Annotated in this window: 11 protein-coding genes, 1 tRNA gene and 3 pseudogenes; 12 read left to right on the top strand and 3 right to left on the bottom strand. The window is 58.3% G+C overall.

What is annotated here, in order from left to right:
- Nucleotides 1-3: 3 nt before the first annotated feature.
- Nucleotides 4-89: transfer RNA gene (locus tag ACZ1HM_RS20745), tRNA-Leu, on the bottom strand.
- 167 nt (nt 90-256) lie between these two features.
- Here ACZ1HM_RS20745 and ACZ1HM_RS20740 point away from each other — a divergent pair.
- The 11 genes and pseudogenes from ACZ1HM_RS20740 to ACZ1HM_RS20690 all read left to right on the top strand — a co-directional run bounded on the left by ACZ1HM_RS20740 (nt 257) and on the right by ACZ1HM_RS20690 (nt 15,143).
- Nucleotides 257-1,243 carry a complex I NDUFA9 subunit family protein gene (locus tag ACZ1HM_RS20740; protein WP_472744468.1) on the top strand — a complete coding sequence of 329 codons (987 nt, stop codon included), beginning with the start codon at nt 257-259 and terminating at the stop codon, nt 1,241-1,243.
- On the top strand, nt 1,243-2,049 hold the full coding sequence (locus ACZ1HM_RS20735; protein ID WP_472744467.1) for an undecaprenyl-diphosphate phosphatase: 807 nt from the start codon (nt 1,243-1,245) through the stop codon (nt 2,047-2,049). The genes ACZ1HM_RS20740 and ACZ1HM_RS20735 overlap by 1 nt, the downstream gene beginning before the upstream one ends.
- 156 nt (nt 2,050-2,205) lie before the next feature.
- Nucleotides 2,206-3,679: pseudogene (locus ACZ1HM_RS20730) on the top strand (NAD(P)-dependent oxidoreductase).
- A 250-nt stretch (nt 3,680-3,929) separates the two neighbouring features.
- A pseudogene (gltB, locus tag ACZ1HM_RS20725) lies at nt 3,930-8,460 on the top strand (glutamate synthase large subunit).
- Between the two features lie 160 nt (nt 8,461-8,620).
- The gene (locus tag ACZ1HM_RS20720; RefSeq protein ID WP_472744466.1) at nt 8,621-9,538 is read left to right on the top strand and encodes a Hint domain-containing protein; all 918 of its coding nucleotides are present in this window, start codon (nt 8,621-8,623) and stop codon (nt 9,536-9,538) included.
- 127 nt (nt 9,539-9,665) lie between these two features.
- Complete coding sequence (gene mtgA / locus ACZ1HM_RS20715; protein ID WP_472744465.1) at nt 9,666-10,307, top strand: monofunctional biosynthetic peptidoglycan transglycosylase; 642 nt, start codon at nt 9,666-9,668, stop codon at nt 10,305-10,307.
- Nucleotides 10,308-10,364: 57 nt separating this feature from the next.
- Nucleotides 10,365-11,030 carry an FtsZ-binding protein FzlA gene (gene fzlA, locus ACZ1HM_RS20710; protein ID WP_472744464.1) on the top strand — a complete coding sequence of 222 codons (666 nt, stop codon included), beginning with the start codon at nt 10,365-10,367 and terminating at the stop codon, nt 11,028-11,030.
- Between the two features lie 91 nt (nt 11,031-11,121).
- Nucleotides 11,122-12,165 (top strand): tRNA epoxyqueuosine(34) reductase QueG, encoded by a 1,044-nt coding sequence (queG, locus tag ACZ1HM_RS20705; protein WP_472744463.1) that lies wholly within the window; start codon nt 11,122-11,124, stop codon nt 12,163-12,165.
- A 65-nt stretch (nt 12,166-12,230) separates the two neighbouring features.
- Nucleotides 12,231-14,233: pseudogene (locus tag ACZ1HM_RS20700) on the top strand (hydantoinase/oxoprolinase N-terminal domain-containing protein).
- A 189-nt stretch (nt 14,234-14,422) separates the two neighbouring features.
- Nucleotides 14,423-14,680 carry a YjhX family toxin gene (locus ACZ1HM_RS20695; RefSeq protein WP_472744462.1) on the top strand — a complete coding sequence of 86 codons (258 nt, stop codon included), beginning with the start codon at nt 14,423-14,425 and terminating at the stop codon, nt 14,678-14,680.
- Nucleotides 14,681-14,690: 10 nt separating this feature from the next.
- On the top strand, nt 14,691-15,143 hold the full coding sequence (locus tag ACZ1HM_RS20690; RefSeq protein ID WP_472744461.1) for a GNAT family N-acetyltransferase: 453 nt from the start codon (nt 14,691-14,693) through the stop codon (nt 15,141-15,143).
- A 72-nt stretch (nt 15,144-15,215) separates the two neighbouring features.
- On the opposite strand, the gene msrA is transcribed toward ACZ1HM_RS20690, so the two are convergent.
- Together msrA and msrB are read right to left on the bottom strand one after the other, a co-directional pair.
- Nucleotides 15,216-15,725 carry a peptide-methionine (S)-S-oxide reductase MsrA gene (gene msrA / locus ACZ1HM_RS20685; protein WP_472744460.1) on the bottom strand — a complete coding sequence of 170 codons (510 nt, stop codon included), beginning with the start codon at nt 15,723-15,725 and terminating at the stop codon, nt 15,216-15,218.
- Nucleotides 15,722-16,165: a peptide-methionine (R)-S-oxide reductase MsrB gene (msrB, locus tag ACZ1HM_RS20680; protein WP_472744459.1), complete on the bottom strand. Its 444-nt coding sequence runs from the start codon at nt 16,163-16,165 to the stop codon at nt 15,722-15,724. The genes msrA and msrB overlap by 4 nt, the downstream gene beginning before the upstream one ends.
- Before the next feature lie 179 nt (nt 16,166-16,344).
- Here msrB and ACZ1HM_RS20675 point away from each other — a divergent pair, with 179 nt between their 5' ends.
- Nucleotides 16,345-16,818, top strand: coding sequence for a glutathione peroxidase (locus tag ACZ1HM_RS20675; protein ID WP_472744458.1), 474 nt, complete (start codon nt 16,345-16,347; stop codon nt 16,816-16,818).
- Nucleotides 16,819-16,902: the final 84 nt, after the last annotated feature.

Raw genomic sequence — 16,902 nt, 5'->3', positions numbered from 1 at the left:
ATATGGTGCCCAGGAGAGGACTCGAACCTCCACGTCCATACGGACACTAGCACCTGAAGCTAGCGCGTCTACCATTCCGCCACCTGGGCAGGTTGCGTGCGTGGTGCTCTAAGCGGGACAACGTGCAGTGTCAATTGCATTTTGAACGAAAACCCGGTTCTTTTCCGCCCTGTTTGGCCCGCGTCAGAATTGCCGCTTGTTCGGGGGCGGGGTGCGCGGTACATCAACACCAGTACTGCACGAAGGGAGCGGACTCATGTCCAAGCTTGTCACCATCTACGGCGGATCCGGTTTTGTTGGCCGCTACATCGCACGGCGGATGGCCAAGGCTGGCTGGCGCGTCCGTGTAGCGGTGCGCCGTCCGAATGAAGCGCTGTTTGTCAAGCCCTATGGCGTTGTCGGGCAGGTAGAGCCGGTGTTGTGCAATGTCCGCGATGATGCCTCTGTGAAAGCGGCACTGATGGGCGCCGATGCGGTTGTGAATTGCGTGGGCATTCTGGCAGAGGCTGGCAAGAACAGATTTGATGCGGTTCAGGCAGAAGGTGCCGCGCGTATCGCCCGGCTTGCTGCTGAGAATGGCGTGGCGCGCATGGTCCAAATCTCGGCGATTGGTGCTGATATGGACGCAGACAGCGACTATGCGGCAAGCAAGGGTGAAGGTGAGGCGGCAGTGCTCAAGCATATGCCAGAGGCGGTTATCCTGCGTCCCTCGATTGTCTTTGGCCCTGAGGATGAATTCTTTAACCGGTTCGCCAGCATGACGCGGCTAAGCCCGGCAGTGCCTGTTGTAGGCGCTGATACGAAGTTCCAGCCTGTCTATGTTGACGATGTGGCGCAGGCGGCGGTTATGGGTGTGCTGGGCGAAGCGGGTCCGGGCATTTATGAACTGGGTGGGCCAGAGGTCGAAACATTTCGCGGACTAATGCAGCGCATGCTGACGGTCATTCACCGCCGCAGGCTGGTTTTGGGCCTGCCCATGTGGATCGGGCGCATCATGGCCTTTGGCTTTGATATGATGCAGGCGATCAGCTTTGGTTTGATCCCGAACAAGATGATCACGCGTGATCAACTTAAGAACCTGGCAATCGACAATGTGGTCGCAGACGGGGCCAAAGGGTTTGAGGATCTTGGGATTCGCCCTGTGGCGATGGGATCTGTGCTGCCTGAATACCTGTGGCGCTTCCGTCCGTCGGGTCAGTACGACGCAATCAAGGATTCCGCGCAGAACCTGCGCAACAGCTGATGGACGGCAATACCACCCTTGTGGCGGCCTTCCTGGGGCTTCTGGAGGGGTTGACGGAATTCATTCCGGTGTCCTCTACGGGTCATCTGTTGCTGGCCGGGCATTTCCTGGGGTTTGAAAGCGCCGGGAACGCGTTTGAGGTGGTGATCCAGCTGGGCGCGGTCTTGGCTATTCTTACGGTTTATGCCGCGCGGCTGTGGGCAGTTTTCTCTGCTGCCCCTTCAGACCCGCAAGCGCGGCGGTTTATTCTGTCAGTCCTCATTGCCTTCATGCCAGCGGTGGTGATTGGCGTCTTGGCCCATGACTTTATCAAAACGGTTCTGTTTGAAACGCCGATGCTGATTGCCGTGATGTTGATCATCGGCGGGGTCATCCTGCTGGTCGTTGACCGCATTGCGCCTGAGTCGCGGCATGAGGATGCGATGGCCTTTCCGCTGCCGATGGCGCTGAAGATTGGGTTCATTCAGTGTTTGGCGATGATACCGGGAACATCGCGCTCCGGGGCCACTATCGTGGGCGCGCTGATGCTAGGGGCGAGCAAGCGGGCAGCGGCTGAGTTTTCGTTCTTTCTGTCGATGCCCACGATGGCTGGGGCGTTCGCTTATGACCTCTACAAGAACCGCGATGTCTTGGATGCCTCTGCATTGGGCGAAATTGCGGTTGGATTTGTGTTTGCCTTTTTGTCAGCCGTCTTGGTGGTGAAGTGGTTGCTGAACTACGTCAGCAAGCATGGCTATGCCCTGTTCGGCTGGTGGCGAATCGCTGTGGGGTGTGTCGCGTTGGCGCTGCTTCTAGCTGGAATTTAGCACATAGGTCCGATACGGACTTAAAAAACTAACGCTCGCCGCAATATTCTCTTCTAAATCGCTTCTTTACCTAATAATAAGTCAGCAGTGCTGTCTTTTATTCCGTGCCATCGTCTTATACTCGATGGGTCTGGCAATAGCGATCTGGAGAAAGCCATGGCTGAGCAGCCGATGCTGAAGTTTGTGAAGATTGAGCGGGACATGCCTGAAAAGCGTCCGCCAGATCTCAGAAAAGCGGACTTCAAAGAGATTTATGCCGAGTACGCAGATACCAAGGCCAAAGAGCAATCCAGCCGGTGCTCGCAATGTGGTGTGCCCTATTGTCAGTCCCATTGCCCGCTGCACAACAACATCCCTGACTGGCTGCGCCTGACCGCCGAAGGGCGGTTGCAGGAGGCTTACGAAGTCAGCCAGGCAACGAATACCTTCCCTGAGATCTGCGGCCGCATTTGCCCGCAGGACCGGCTTTGTGAAGGCAACTGTGTGATTGAACAATCTGGCCACGGCACAGTGACAATCGGATCGGTTGAGAAGTACATCACCGATACCGCTTGGGAAGAGGGCTGGGTCAAGCCGATTACCCCAAAGGCTGAGCGCGCCGAAAGCGTTGGCATAATCGGGGCGGGCCCAGGTGGGTTGGCCGCGGCAGATGTGCTGCGCCGTCAAGGCGTGCAGGTCACCATCTATGATCGCTATGACCGTGCGGGCGGTTTGCTGACCTACGGCATCCCCGGCTTCAAGCTGGAAAAAGACGTGGTGGTGCGCCGCAATGAACAGCTTGAAAAAGGTGGTGTGAACTTTGTGCTGAACTGCGATGTGGGGCAGGACATCAGCTTTGCTGATATTCGCGCCAAGCACGACGCAGTGATCATCGCTACAGGCGTCTATAAATCCCGCGCGCTGGAGCTGCATGGGTCAGGGGCGCAGGGCATTGTGCCTGCGTTGGATTTCCTGACGGTCAGCAACAAGAAAAGCTTTGGGGATGACGTGCCCGCCTTTTCCGACGGCAGCCTGAATGCCGAAGGCAAAAAGGTCGTGGTGATTGGGGGGCGATACGGCGATGGACTGTGTGCGCACCTCCATCCGCCAGGGTGCGGAAAGCGTCAAATGCCTCTACCGCCGCGACCGGGCCAACATGCCAGGCAGCCAGCGCGAGGTGGCCAATGCCGAAGAAGAAGGCGTGGTTTTCGAATGGCTCAGCGCGCCCAAAGGGTTTGTCACCGACCTGCGGGTCACCGATGCCCAAGACCCCGGCAAAGCGGCCGGGCCCGTGACCGGTGTGCAGGTGCAAAAGATGCGCCTGGGTGCCCCTGATGCCACAGGGCGCCAGGCCCCTGAGATCATTGAGGGTGCCGACTACGTGGAAGAGGCCGATCTGGTGATTATGGCGCTGGGTTTTGAGCCTGAGGACCTGCCCACGCTGTGGGGTGAGCCGGATCTGCCGGTCAACCGCTGGGGCACGATCAAGGCGGCCTATACGACAGGGGCCACCGACATGGACGGCGTCTATGCGGTTGGTGACATCGTGCGCGGCGCTTCTTTGGTGGTATGGGCCATCAAAGACGGGCGGGATTGCGCAGAGGCTATCTTGGAGCGGTTCAATACCAAAGAGGTGATGGCGGCGGAATAGTCAGGGTCAGCATTTGTTGAGTGGCGAGGCAAATCAACGCCCTCGCTGCTGAACCCCCTACGCCAAAGTTGCAAAGGGTGGCTGTCGGGTTTCACGCAGTAGCGGACCGACGATCGCACGGGCGCGAAAGCACCGCCGAGAACGAAGACATATCAGTGCAGGCCCGCCAAACACGCGGCCACATGCACAATCAGAAATGCGCATTGCGGGGGTTCATAGAACCTGCCGCATTTGATGAAGGAGAAGCCAGATGACCAAATATGATGAAGCATGGGTCGCACGCGAAGAAGCCAAACGCGCCAAGATGGCTGCGGAGGGTCTTTATGATCCCCAAGAAGAGCATTCCTCTTGTGGTGTAGGTCTGGTGGTCAACGTTGACGGGACGCGCAGCCGTGCTGTCGTTGAAAACGGCATCAAAGCGCTGAAAGCAATTTGGCACCGCGGGGCTGTGGATGCCGATGGCATGACCGGCGATGGCGCGGGCATTCATGTTCAGATCCCGGCTAATTTCTTCTATGATCAGGTGCGCCGGACCGGGCATCAACCCAAGACCGATTTGCTGATGGCGGTTGGTCAGGTGTTTTTGCCGCGCACCGACTTTGGTGCGCAGGAAACCTGCCGGACCATCGTTGAAACCGAAATCCTGCGCATGGGCTACTACATCTACGGATGGCGCCATGTGCCGGTGAATGTCTCTGTTCTGGGGGATAAGGCCAACGCCACCCGTCCTGAGATTGAGCAGATCCTGATCTCAAACATCAAAGGCGTGGATGAAGAAACCTTTGAGCGTGAGCTTTATGTGATCCGCCGCCGCATTGAAAAGGCGGCAATCGCCGCCCAGGTGCCGACGCTTTACATCGCTTCCTTGTCCTGCCGGTCCATCATCTACAAAGGCATGATGCTGGCCGAGCAGGTGGCGGAATTCTTTCCAGACCTGCAGGATGAACGCTTTGAAAGCGCTTTCGCGATCTATCACCAGCGTTATTCCACGAACACCTTCCCGCAATGGTGGTTGGCCCAGCCGTTCCGCATGTTGGCGCATAACGGGGAAATCAACACGCTTAAGGGCAATCTCAACTGGATGAAAAGCCACGAAATCCGCATGGCTTCCTCCACTTTTGGCGATTACGCCGATGATATTAAGCCCATTGTCGCCTCTGGTTCATCGGATTCAGCCGCACTCGATTCCGTATTTGAGGTGCTTGTGCGCGCAGGGCGCTCAGCGCCGATGGCCAAGACAATGTTGGTCCCTGAAAGCTGGTCCAAACAGGCGGTGGAGCTGCCGCAGTCTTGGCGGGATATGTATTCCTATTGCAACTCTGTGATGGAGCCGTGGGACGGGCCTGCCGCGCTGGCCATGACAGATGGCCGCTGGGTCTGTGCGGGTCTTGACCGGAATGGCTTGCGGCCGATGCGCTATGTCGTGACCGGTGATGGTATGCTGATCGCCGGGTCTGAGGCGGGCATGGTGCCGCTGGATGAGGCGAATGTGGTGGAGAAAGGCGCGCTGGGCCCCGGTCAGATGATCGGTGTGCACATGCGCAAGGGCAAGCTCTTCCATGATCAGGAATTGAAGGACAAAATGTCCGCCGCCCTGCCGTTTGGTGAATGGGTCGGCAAGATCACTGAGCTGGACACGCCCCTTGCCGCTGTCGAAGAAAAGCCCGTGTTCACCGGGAATGACTTGCGCAAGCGGCAGGTGGCGGCGGGCTATTCGATTGAAGATCTGGAACAGATCCTGGCCCCAATGGCGGAAGACGCAAAAGAATCCCTCGCCTCAATGGGCGATGATACGCCTTCGGCGGTGTTGTCCAAACAGTACCGCCCGCTGAGCCATTTCTTCCGCCAGAATTTCTCTCAGGTCACCAACCCGCCGATTGACTCCTTGCGCGAATACCGCGTGATGAGCCTGAAGACACGGTTTGGTAACCTCAAGAACGTGTTGGATGAAGACAGCTCTCAGACAGAGATCCTGGTGCTGGACAGCCCCTTTGTTGGCAATGCCCAATTTGATGAACTTGTCAGCCAGTTCAACGCGGATGTAGTGACCATTAATTGTACTTTTGCCCCGGGTGAGAGCCTGGATGCTGCATTGAAGGGCATTCGTGCCGAGGCCGAAGATGCCGTGCGTTCAGGCGCTGGGCATTTGGTGCTGACAGATCACCTGAGCGACGGTGCGCATGTCGCGATGCCAATGATCCTGGCAACCTCTGCGGTTCATTCGCATCTGACCCGCAAAGGGTTGCGGACCTTCTGTTCAATCAATGTGCGCTCCGCAGAATGCGTTGACCCCCACTATTTCGCGGTGCTGATCGGGTGCGGTGCCACTGTGGTGAACGCCTATCTGGCCGAAGACTCTCTGGCTGATCGGATCGAGCGTGGCCTGTTGGATATGTCTTTGACAGATGCCGTGGGCCGCTACCGCGAGGCGATTGATCAGGGCTTGCTGAAGATCATGGCCAAGATGGGCATCTCTGTCGTGTCCTCATATCGCGGCGGTCTGAACTTTGAGGCCGTGGGCCTCAGCCGTGCGATGTGTGCGGAGTATTTCCCTGGCATGACCAGCCGCATTTCCGGCATCGGTATCTTTGGCATTCAAAAGAAAGCCGAAGAAGTCCATGCGAAAGGTTGGGAAGGTGACGGCGTGGTGCTGCCCATCGGTGGTTTCTACAAGGCCCGCAAAACCGGTGAGACCCACGCCTGGGAAGCGTCCTCAATGCATATGATGCAGATGGCGTGTAACCGCGCGTCCTATCAGATGTGGCAGCAGTATTCGCAAAAGATGAAGAGCAATCCGCCGATTCACCTGCGCGATTTGCTCGACATCAAGCCCTTGGGCGAACCCATCGGGCTGGAAGAGGTGGAAAGCATCACCTCCATCCGCAAACGCTTTGTCACGCCGGGGATGTCCCTGGGCGCGCTGAGCCCGGAGGCGCACAAGACGCTGAACGTGGCGATGAACCGGATCGGGGCCAAATCTGATTCCGGTGAGGGTGGCGAAGATCCGGCGCATTTTGTGCCAGAGCCGAATGGTGACAACCCATCGGCCAAGATCAAGCAGGTCGCGTCGGGGCGCTTTGGCGTGACGGCAGAGTATCTGAACCAGTGCGAAGAGCTGGAGATCAAGGTCGCGCAGGGCGCCAAGCCCGGTGAGGGTGGGCAGCTGCACTGGTATGAAGGTCACCGACCTGATCGCGCGGCTGCGGCACTCCACGAAAGGTGTGACGCTGATCTCACCTCCGCCGCACCACGACATCTATTCCATCGAGGATCTGGCGCAGCTGATCTACGACCTCAAGCAGATCAACCCGCGCTGCAAGGTGACTGTGAAACTGGTGGCCTCTTCTGGCGTTGGCACGATTGCTGCTGGTGTGGCAAAGGCCAAGGCGGATGTGATCCTGATCTCAGGTCACAACGGGGGCACAGGTGCCTCGCCTGCGACCTCGATCAAATATGCCGGTCTGCCGTGGGAGATGGGCCTGACCGAGGCGCATCAGGTCTTGTCCATGAACAACCTGCGTGAACGCGTGACCCTGCGCACCGATGGTGGTTTGCGGACTGGGCGCGACATCGTCATGGCGGCGATGTTGGGGGCTGAGGAATACGGCATCGGCACCGCAGCTTTGATCGCCATGGGCTGCATCATGGTGCGCCAGTGCCAGTCCAACACCTGCCCCGTGGGCGTTTGTACCCAAGACGAAAGCCTGCGTGAAAAGTTCACCGGGAATGCGGACAAAGTGGTCAACCTCATCACCTTCTACGCCACTGAGGTGCGTGAGATTCTGGCCTCCATCGGGGCGCGCAGCCTTGATGAGGTGATCGGACGCGCAGATCTGCTTACCCAGGTGTCCCGCGGTGCGGCACATCTGGATGATCTGGATTTGAACCCGCTTTTGATCACCGTCGATGGTGCGCAGGACGTTGTCTATAACCGTGATAAAGAACGCAATGCTGTGCCCGATACGCTGGATGCGCAGATCGTGCGCGATGCGGCGCGTTTCCTGAGTGACCGGGAAAAGATGCAGCTAAGCTATGCGGTGCAAAACACGCACCGCACCGTCGGCACGCGGGTTTCAAGCCATATCGTGAAAGCCTTTGGCATGCGGAATGATCTGCAGGACGACCACCTGACGGTCAAGCTGACGGGATCTGCGGGGCAATCCCTTGGGGCCTTTGCGGCACCGGGGCTGAAACTGGAAGTGTCAGGGGATGCCAACGATTACGTGGGCAAAGGCCTGTCAGGCGGCACGATCGTGGTGCGCCCGCCGATGGCCAGCCCAGTTGTCGCGTCTGAGAATACGATCATTGGGAACACCGTGCTTTATGGTGCGACGGATGGCTACCTCTTTGCCGCTGGGCGGGCAGGGGAGCGATTTGGCGTGCGCAATTCAGGTGCAAAGGTTGTCATTGAGGGCTGCGGGTCCAACGGTTGTGAATACATGACCGGTGGCATTGCCGTGATCTTGGGTGATATTGGTGCCAACTTTGGTGCGGGTATGACCGGCGGTATGGCCTATCTCTATGATCCTCAGAACAAGGCGACCGCGATGATGAACCATGAAACGCTAGTGACCTGCCCGGTCACGGTGGATCACTGGATGCAGTCCCTTGAAGGGTTGTTGCGACGTCATCTGGAGGAAACCGGCAGCCGAAAAGCCGCCGACATCCTGCAGCACTGGGAGACGGAGCAGCACAACTTCTTGCAGGTATGCCCGAAAGAGATGCTGCCACATATCCCGGTCCCCCTTAGCCTGGATGAGACGGCAGTACCTGCTGAATAAATTGGATCGCCTGATTTCAACCTACTGAAATCAGGCGATTTTTCCCCCATTTTGGGGAAATGTAAACGCGACGCATTCCGGACAAATTTGGCGCAAAACCTGCCCAAAAGGCTCCTTTTTCCTTCGTTAGCTTGAACAGGCTAATCGATGGGAAAAGAAAATGCCTACGACATATCAAGACCAGTTCTTTACGGTTGATCCAGGCGCGCCGCCTTCGGTCGGCACACAGCTTACGTTTCAGATTGTCGACTTCACCGACCAGGATGATGACGGCAATATTGAAACGGGCGCTGGCGATACCTTTAACGGGACCACAATCACACGGGTCTGGCAGGACGATACGCTGACCGTGAATGTGCCTGGTGTTGGCGATGTAACCTACACAGGTGTGACGTTCTATTTGTCGGGCGGTCAGCCTGCGGTCTTTACCCCAACCGATGGTCAGGTTCTGCAAAACGGCACATTTGTAAGTTCCACCTACGTCACCTCAGCCACGCAAACGCCGGTAACGGATTTTGGGCCCACCTGCTTTACCCCCGGCACCATGATCGAAACGCCAGATGGCCAGCGCCGGGTCGAAGATCTTGTCCCCGGTGATCTTGTGTTGACCAAGGATGCTGGCGCACAGCCCATCCAGCAGATTTTTGACGACACGTTCCGCGCCGTCGGTGACGTGGCGCCGATCCTTTTTGATGTTGGTGCCATCGGCAATACCGCGCCCCTGATGGTCTCCCCACAGCACCGAATGTTGGTCACCGGTTGGGAAACGGAGCTGTTGTTTGCAGAAGATGAGCTGTTGGTCGCGGCCAAACACTTGGTGAACGGTCAAACTGTTCGCCGGGTTGAGGGCGGCACCGTGCGCTACATCCATTTACTCTTCTCAGATCACCAGATCATCTGGGGTCAGGGCATCCCATCAGAAAGCTTTTATCCCGGAAACCCAAACGGGATGCCTGAGGAAATGGTCCAGGCTGAGTGTGAGACGCTGTTTCCAGAAGTTGCGACACTCTCTTTGGATGCGCATCCCTTTGTGCGGCCGGTCTTGCGTCGACACGAAGGGCGGGTGCTTGCCGCCTAAGCTTGATCGTTCACAAACTGTTATAACCGGCCTATAGCTGAACCATGGCGCGGGCAGGAAAAAGAAGAAACCCCAAAAGGGCAAAAGCCGGTATTTCGACTTGGGTCGATGGCTACGGCGCTGGACCTTGCGGGTTATCTCGGCTGGGTTTTTGCTGGCCGTTGCTTTGATTGTGCTGGGCGCGCTGATCAATCCGCCGACCACCCCTTATATGTTCAGCGAAGGGCGCCGATTGGACGGTGTGGCGCAAACCTGGGTCCCCATGGAAGATATTGCGCCGGTGATGGCGCGTGCAGCGGTGGCCGCTGAAGACGCCAATTTCTGCCAACACTGGGGGTTTGACATGGCCGCCATCCGCCTTGCGATTGAACAGGGTGGCGCGCGCGGGGCCTCAACCATCAGTCAGCAGACGGTCAAGAACGTCTATCTTTGGCATGGCCGTGCCTGGCTGCGCAAAGCGCTTGAGGCGGGCATGACCCCATTGGTGGAAGCCATCTGGTCCAAGCGACGGATCATTGAGGTTTACCTGAATATCGCGGAATTCGACGAAGGCGTCTTTGGGGTTGAAGCCGCCGCCCAGCATTATTTCGGGGTCTCCGCCGCTGATCTCAGTGCCACGCAGGCTGCACGCCTGGCCTCAGTTCTGCCGTCGCCCAAGACGCGTTCTGCCTCACAGCCCAGCGATTTTGTCCGCAAACGCAGCCGTCAGGTGCGCGACGGTGCGGCAACAATCAGCAAGGATGGCAGGGCTGCTTGTTTCGAGAGTTGAAACTCACCCCTTAAGCGGGCATTGAAGGGCGCAATCCAATTTGCATAGGTCCTTTCTATGGCACGCTTGTTCCATGTCCCCCTGTCCCCGTTTTGTCGCAAGGTCCGGCTAAGCCTGGCGGAGAAGAAGATTGAGGTGGAACTGGTCGAAGAACGCTATTGGGAGCAAGATCCAGATTTCATGCGCCGCAATCCTGCAGGCAAAGTGCCGGTGCTGCGGCTGGACGGGATCATGATGTCAGAAAGTGCGGCGATCTGCGAATACATCGAAGAGACGCGGCCCGAACCACCGCTATTGCCGCAAGACCCGGCTGAACGTTTGGAAGTGCGGCGGTTGGTCAGCTGGTTTGATGACAAGTTCCATCACGAGGTGACGTCGAAACTGCTTTATGAGCGGGTGAATAAAAAGCTGACCAAACAAGGTTATCCCGACAGTGCGAATGTGAAATCGGGTGCCAAGGCGATCAAGTATCATCTGGATTACATGGCCTGGCTTTTGGATCATCGCCGCTGGTTGGCCGGTGACCGCATGAGCCTTGCTGATTTTGCTGCCGCCGCGCATCTGTCGGCGCTTGATTATATCTCGGACGTGGATTGGAACCGATCAGAGGCTGTTAAGGATTGGTACGCCAAGATCAAATCCCGGCCCGCGTTCCGTGCCCTTTTGGCCGATCAGGTGCCCGGTTTCCCGCCACCGCGCCACTACAACGATCTGGATTTCTAATGGGCACCGCGCCCACCGGCATCACCTACGGTGCCCGTGCTAAGGTTCGATAACCTACGCTGCCCTGCCAAACCCCGCCTGAGGAATTGATTTGGTCCAAACGCAAACCGAATTGAAAGAACGGGTGGTGGCCCAGGCATTGGCCGAAGGCTTTGTGATGGCGCGGGTCTGCCGACCCGATGCGGTGCCCGACGTGCCTGACCGATTGGCAGCATTCGTTGCGGCAGGATACCACGGGCAAATGGGCTGGATGGAAGAGCGGATGGCCTGGCGCGCCAACCCGGCTGCTTTGTGGCCTGAGGCACGTTCAGTGATCATGCTCGCCGAAAGCTATGCCCCCCAGCATGATCCGCTTGCTGTGCTGGAGCAGCCGGAAAAGGCGGCGATCTCGGTCTATGCGCAGGGTCGTGACTACCACGATATCGTCAAGAAACGGCTCAAGCGTTTGGCACGTTGGCTGATTGCCGAAGCGGGTGGTGAGGTGAAAGTGTTTGTCGATACAGCACCTGTGCCCGAAAAGGCTTTGGCGCAGGCTGCGGGGCTGGGCTGGCAGGGGAAACATACCAACCTTCTCAGCCGAGAATGGGGCAATTGGGCCTTTTTAGGGTCTGTTTTTACCACACTCACGCTTGAGCCTGACGCGCCAGAGGCTGACCACTGTGGATCGTGCCGGGCCTGTCAGAACATCTGCCCGACCGATGCTTTTCCGGCCCCCTACCAATTGGATGCGCGCCGATGCATTTCTTATCTGACGATTGAGCATAAAGGGCCGGTGGACGCGGATTTGCGCGCCAAAATGGGCAACCGGATTTACGGCTGTGACGATTGTCTGGCGGTCTGTCCGTGGAACAAATATGCCGTCGCCGCCAGCGATCTGCGCTATCACGGGCGTGAGGTCGCGGCGTCAGATCTGGCCGATTTAGCCAAATTGGACGACGCTGCCTTTCGCGCGCGATTTTCAGGATCGCCCATCAAGCGGATTGGGCGGGACCGCTTTGTGCGCAACGTGCTTTATGCCATAGGGAACTCTGGGCTTGAACGCCTCCAACCGGTCGCCGCCGGCTTGATGGGCGATCCCGATCCCGTCGTGGCGGATGCCGCGCGCTGGGCAGTGGCGCAACTGGCAAAGACATGACGCAATCGGAGGGGACCGGGCCCCGACGAAAGACTAGCTTGCCCTGAACGACGAAAGGAGACGCCATGGCCTTGCTTTTGGGGGTGGATACCGGCGGCACATATACGGATGCTGTGTTGATGCGCGATGAAGAGGCCGTGATCGCCTCGGCCAAATCGCTGACCACCCGGCAGGATCTGGCCATCGGTGTGGGGGCTGCGGTGCGCGCTGTGCTTTCAGAGGCGGCTGTGGACCCCAGTGAGATCGCTTTGGCATCGCTGTCCACAACCCTTGCCACCAACGCATTGGTCGAAGGGCAGGGCGGACGCGTGGCGCTGATCTATATCGGATTTCGGGAGCGTGATTTAGAAGCGCACGGGCTTTCAGAGGCGCTGAAAGGTGATCCTTCGATTGTGCTTGCCGGGGGGCACAACCACGCCGGAGGCGAAGCAACACCGCTGGATGAAGAACAGCTTTTGGCCTTTTTAGAGACACATAAAGACGATGCCAGTGGCTTTGCGGTTGCCAGCCAATTCGCCACCCGGAACCCTGCCCATGAACTGCGTGCCGCTGAGCTGGTGGGACAGATCACCGGGCGTCCGGTTTCGGCCTCGCATCAACTCTCAGCCAAACTGAACGGTCCAAAACGGGCGATGACTGCGGTGTTGAACGCGCGGCTGATCGGGATGATTGACCGTCTGATTGGCCGGGCAGAAGACACTCTGGTGGATCTGGGCATTCATGCCCCTTTGATGGTGGTGCGGGGTGATGGCGCGTTGATCTCATCTGCGCAGGCCCGCGAGCGTCCCATTGAAACGATCCTGTCCGGGCCTGCGGCCTCCATCGTGGGGGCGCGTTGGATGACAGGTGCAGATCTGGCCTTGGTGTCTGATATCGGGGGCACAACCACGGACGTGGCGCTGCTGAAATCAGGGCGGCCCAAGATTGATCCCGCAGGGGCCCGTGTGGGGCCATACCGCACCATGGTTGAGGCCGTTGCGATGCGGACCACGGGGCTGGGTGGTGATAGCGAGGTGCATTTTATCTCTGAGGGCCTGCAGGGGGGTGTCACCCTGGGCCACGGCGTGTGTTACCGATCTCTCTTCTGGCGGTAGAAGCCCCTGAAGTGGTGCATGCCGCGCTGGACATTCAGGTGCGTTCCACAACGCCGGGCGAGCATGATGCGAGGTTTGTCCGCGCTGTTCCGGGTCTAAGCCGGGAAGGGTTGGGGGCGCGCGAAGAGGCGCTGTTGGACCGCATTGGCGATGGCGTTCATCCTATGGCCGACGTGTTGCGCGCGCGCATTGAGCAGGGGGCGCTGAAACGGTTGGTGGCCCGCGGTCTGGTCCAAGTGGCAGGCGTCACCCCATCGGATGCCAGCCATGTCCTGGGCCGCGTGATGGAGTGGGACGCCGGTGCCGCGCGCAAAGCGCTGTATCTGTTGGGCCGCAAACGCACGGGCTCTGGTACGGTGCTGTCCAATGATGCAGATGACGTCGCACAGCGGATCATTGACCAGCTGACCCATCAGACGGCTTTGGCCCTGTTAGAGACTGCTTTTGCCGAAGAGGATCATCATTTTGACGCGGCAGCCGAGGATTTGGCGCGCCATGAGTTGATGCAACAGGGGCTGTTTGGAGGGGGCGGTTTGGTCAAATTAGAGACTGGTTTGCGTGTCCCCGTGGTGGGCTTGGGTGCCTCTGCCCCAAGTTATTATCCCGCTGTAGGTGAGCGGTTGGGCTGTGAGATGATTTTGCCTGAACACGCCGGGGTGGCAAATGCCATCGGTGCCGTTGTGGGCCGCGTGACCATGCGCCAAAGCGGCACGGTGACAGCCCCGTCTGAGGGCAAGTACCGGGTCCATCTGGTCGATGGTCCCCAGGATTTCGGCGATCAGGACGCAGCGCTTGCCCTGCTTGAGGACGTCTTGCGCGCAGCTGCTTTGGACCAGGCGCAGGCAGCGGGGGCCGAGGATATCCAGGTCAGTGTAAAGAAAGACATCCGCACCGCAGGCGTTGAAGCGCGCGAAGTTTTTGTTGAGGCGGTCATTACAGTTGAGGCGGCAGGCCGACCACGCGTGGCAGCCTAGGCTTGCTTGCACAAGTTTCGTAGGCTATCAGCCTAAAAGGCCCTGCTACGGTGCAGGGTATCGGAGATTTTATGTTAGAGAATGCGGCACGCCGCTAAGGCCCACCACATGGGGCCTGTTTGAAACCAAAGACTTCCGCGCGTGATGCCGGAGGCCTTTTTGGCTGACATAATCCTACGAGATAATCCATTGAATATATCGAAACACGAACAGCGTGTTTTGCATGTGTTGGCGCAAGGCGGTGCGATCCATTACGACCGTCTGCCCAACGGCAAAGTCAACCATGTGAACTGCCATACCCGAGAGGGGTATGTTCTGGCTGACTGCACGCTGAAACTCTTTGATCGCCTCAAGAAGCGGCGGTTGATCAAATCCACAAATGGCCGGCCTTACCGCGTGACGCAGTTGGGCTTGCGCGCGGTAAACGCGCAACTCGACAACAGATAAGGTGAAAGACATGACACAACATACAATCAAAGAAACTGTCGCTGAGGATGTCCCAGCGTTGCAGCGGGTGCTGGATGAGACAGCGTTGTTTCCCAGCGAGATGCTGCCGGAGATGCTGGAGAATGGTGCGGAATCCGTTTGGCTGACGTGCCATGCCGATGGGAACCCTGTCGGGTTTTGCTACGCCGCGCCTGAGATGCTGGCGGAAGGCACCTGGAACATGCTGGCGCTGGCTGTTTTGCCCGCTTGCCAAGGCCAAGGTGTCGGTGGTGCCTTAACGGCTGGATTGGAGGCCCATTTGCGTGACGCAGGTCAGCGCATTCTGATCGTTGACACCTCTGGCGGGGAGGATTTCGCCCAGGCGCGCGGCTTTTATCAAAACGCAGGGTACGAGCAGGAAGCGCGCATCCGCGATTATTGGGCCGCAGGCGATGATAAAGTGACGTTCCGCAAGGCGCTTTAACCGGGCAGCGGCCCCCCGGCGCAAAAAGGGCCGCGCAATTGATGCGCGGCCCTGATTTTCTAACCAACGGGTCTATTCCGCCGCTTGCCGCTTGGGCAGTACCCAGTCAGACCGGGCGAAGTGGCAGGTGTAGCCATGCGGGATACGCTCCAGATAGTCCTGATGCTCGGGCTCGGCCTCCCAGAAATCGCTGACGGGTTCGACTTCTGTCACCACCTTGCCGGGCCAAAGGCCAGAGGCATCGACATCCGCAATGGTATCAAGCGCTACGGCCTTTTGAGCCTCATCGACATAATAGATCGCTGAGCGGTAGCTCATGCCAACATCATTCCCCTGCCGGTTTGGGGTGGTCGGATCATGGATCTGAAAAAAGAACTCCAAGATCTCGCGATAAGAGGTTTTCGCGGGGTCAAAGACAATCTCAATCCCTTCCGCATGTGTGCCATGGTTGCGGTAAGTGGCGTTTGGCACATCGCCGCCGGTGTATCCCACCCGGGTCCGCAAAATGCCGGGGCGTTTGCGGATCAGGTCCTGCATGCCCCAAAAACATCCCCCCGCCAAAACTGCGCGTTCTTCGCTCATGCGACGTCCTCCACTTGATCAAGATATTTGCCATAGCCTTCGTCCGCCATGTCATCACGGTGGATGAAGCGCAGCGAGGCTGAGTTGATGCAATACCGCATGCCGCCGCGGTCAGCCGGTCCATCGGGGAACACATGGCCCAAATGGCTGTCCCCATGCTTTGAACGGACCTCAACCCGGCGCATCCCCAGCGAATTGTCTTCGTGTTCGGTCACATTATCGATGGGCTTGGTAAAGCTGGGCCACCCACATCCGCTTTCGTATTTGTCCGCTGACGCAAACAGCGGTTCGCCGCTGACGATGTCCACATAGATGCCCGGCTCTTTGTTGTTCAACAGTTTGCCGGTGCCGGGGCGTTCTGTGCCGCTTTCCTGGGTCACATAGTATTCTTCGGGCGACAGGGCCGCCACGGCTTCGGGGCGTTTTTCATAAGCTGCCATAAAGTCCTCCATTTCCCCGCATAAGATGGGGTGCCGCGCGAGATTTCAAAGGGAGTATTGACGCAGCGCACCCCCTTGTGAAGGCCCCTCGCAATCTGCATCTGCTGACATATATCAAAAGGATGGGACAATCATTTCGTTTGATGGCGCTGGGCGCGCTTATGCTAGGGGGTGCCGCGATGGCGGATACTAAGGACGTCACCTTTTCCAACATTGATGGCGGCACGCATGCCATGCAGGATTGGGCGGGTCAGCCGGTGCTGGTCGTGAACACGGCGTCGCAATGTGGTTTCACCCCGCAGTATCGCAGCCTGCAGGCGCTCTATGACACCTACCGCGCGCGGGGATTGGTTGTGCTGGCCGTGCCCTCTGATGATTTCAACCAAGAGCTGGACAGCGCCGAAGAGGTGAAAGAGTTTTGCGAAGTGGCCTTTGGCCTGGATCTGCCCATGACGGATATCACCTCTGTCAAAGGGCCCGATGCACATCCGTTTTATCAGACGGTGAAGTCTGAGACGGGGTTTTCGCCAAAATGGAATTTCAACAAGGTTCTGATCGGCCCTGACGGCGCGGTGGCAGGCACCTGGGGGTCCAGCACCAAACCGACGTCCCGCAGCATCACCAAGGTGATTGACGGATTGCTCGAAGATTAGGTCCTGACCCTAGGCGCTGCCATTGGGCGGGGCGCATCGGCGGCCACATGCATCAACCTTGTTCCGTGCGGCTGTCCTGCGGCA

It is taken from the genome of Sulfitobacter sp. GN1-4, from assembly GCF_055693825.1.
The sequence above is the reverse complement of the archived record's forward strand: the minus strand, read 5'-3'. Positions and strand labels throughout refer to the sequence as shown.

What these genes read in the sequence shown, in the direction of transcription:
- ACZ1HM_RS20740 (WP_472744468.1), top strand. Translation starts at nt 257, where the DNA reads ATGTCCAAGCTTGTCACCATCTACGGCGGATCCGGTTTTGTTGGCCGC.
- fzlA (WP_472744464.1), top strand. Translation starts at nt 10,365, where the DNA reads ATGGCACGCTTGTTCCATGTCCCCCTGTCCCCGTTTTGTCGCAAGGTC.
- ACZ1HM_RS20690 (WP_472744461.1), top strand. Translation starts at nt 14,691, where the DNA reads ATGACACAACATACAATCAAAGAAACTGTCGCTGAGGATGTCCCAGCG.
- msrB (WP_472744459.1), bottom strand. Translation starts at nt 16,165, where the DNA reads ATGGCAGCTTATGAAAAACGCCCCGAAGCCGTGGCGGCCCTGTCGCCC.
- ACZ1HM_RS20675 (WP_472744458.1), top strand. Translation starts at nt 16,345, where the DNA reads ATGGCGGATACTAAGGACGTCACCTTTTCCAACATTGATGGCGGCACG.
- ACZ1HM_RS20735 (WP_472744467.1), top strand. Translation starts at nt 1,243, where the DNA reads ATGGACGGCAATACCACCCTTGTGGCGGCCTTCCTGGGGCTTCTGGAG.
- ACZ1HM_RS20720 (WP_472744466.1), top strand. Translation starts at nt 8,621, where the DNA reads ATGCCTACGACATATCAAGACCAGTTCTTTACGGTTGATCCAGGCGCG.
- msrA (WP_472744460.1), bottom strand. Translation starts at nt 15,725, where the DNA reads ATGAGCGAAGAACGCGCAGTTTTGGCGGGGGGATGTTTTTGGGGCATG.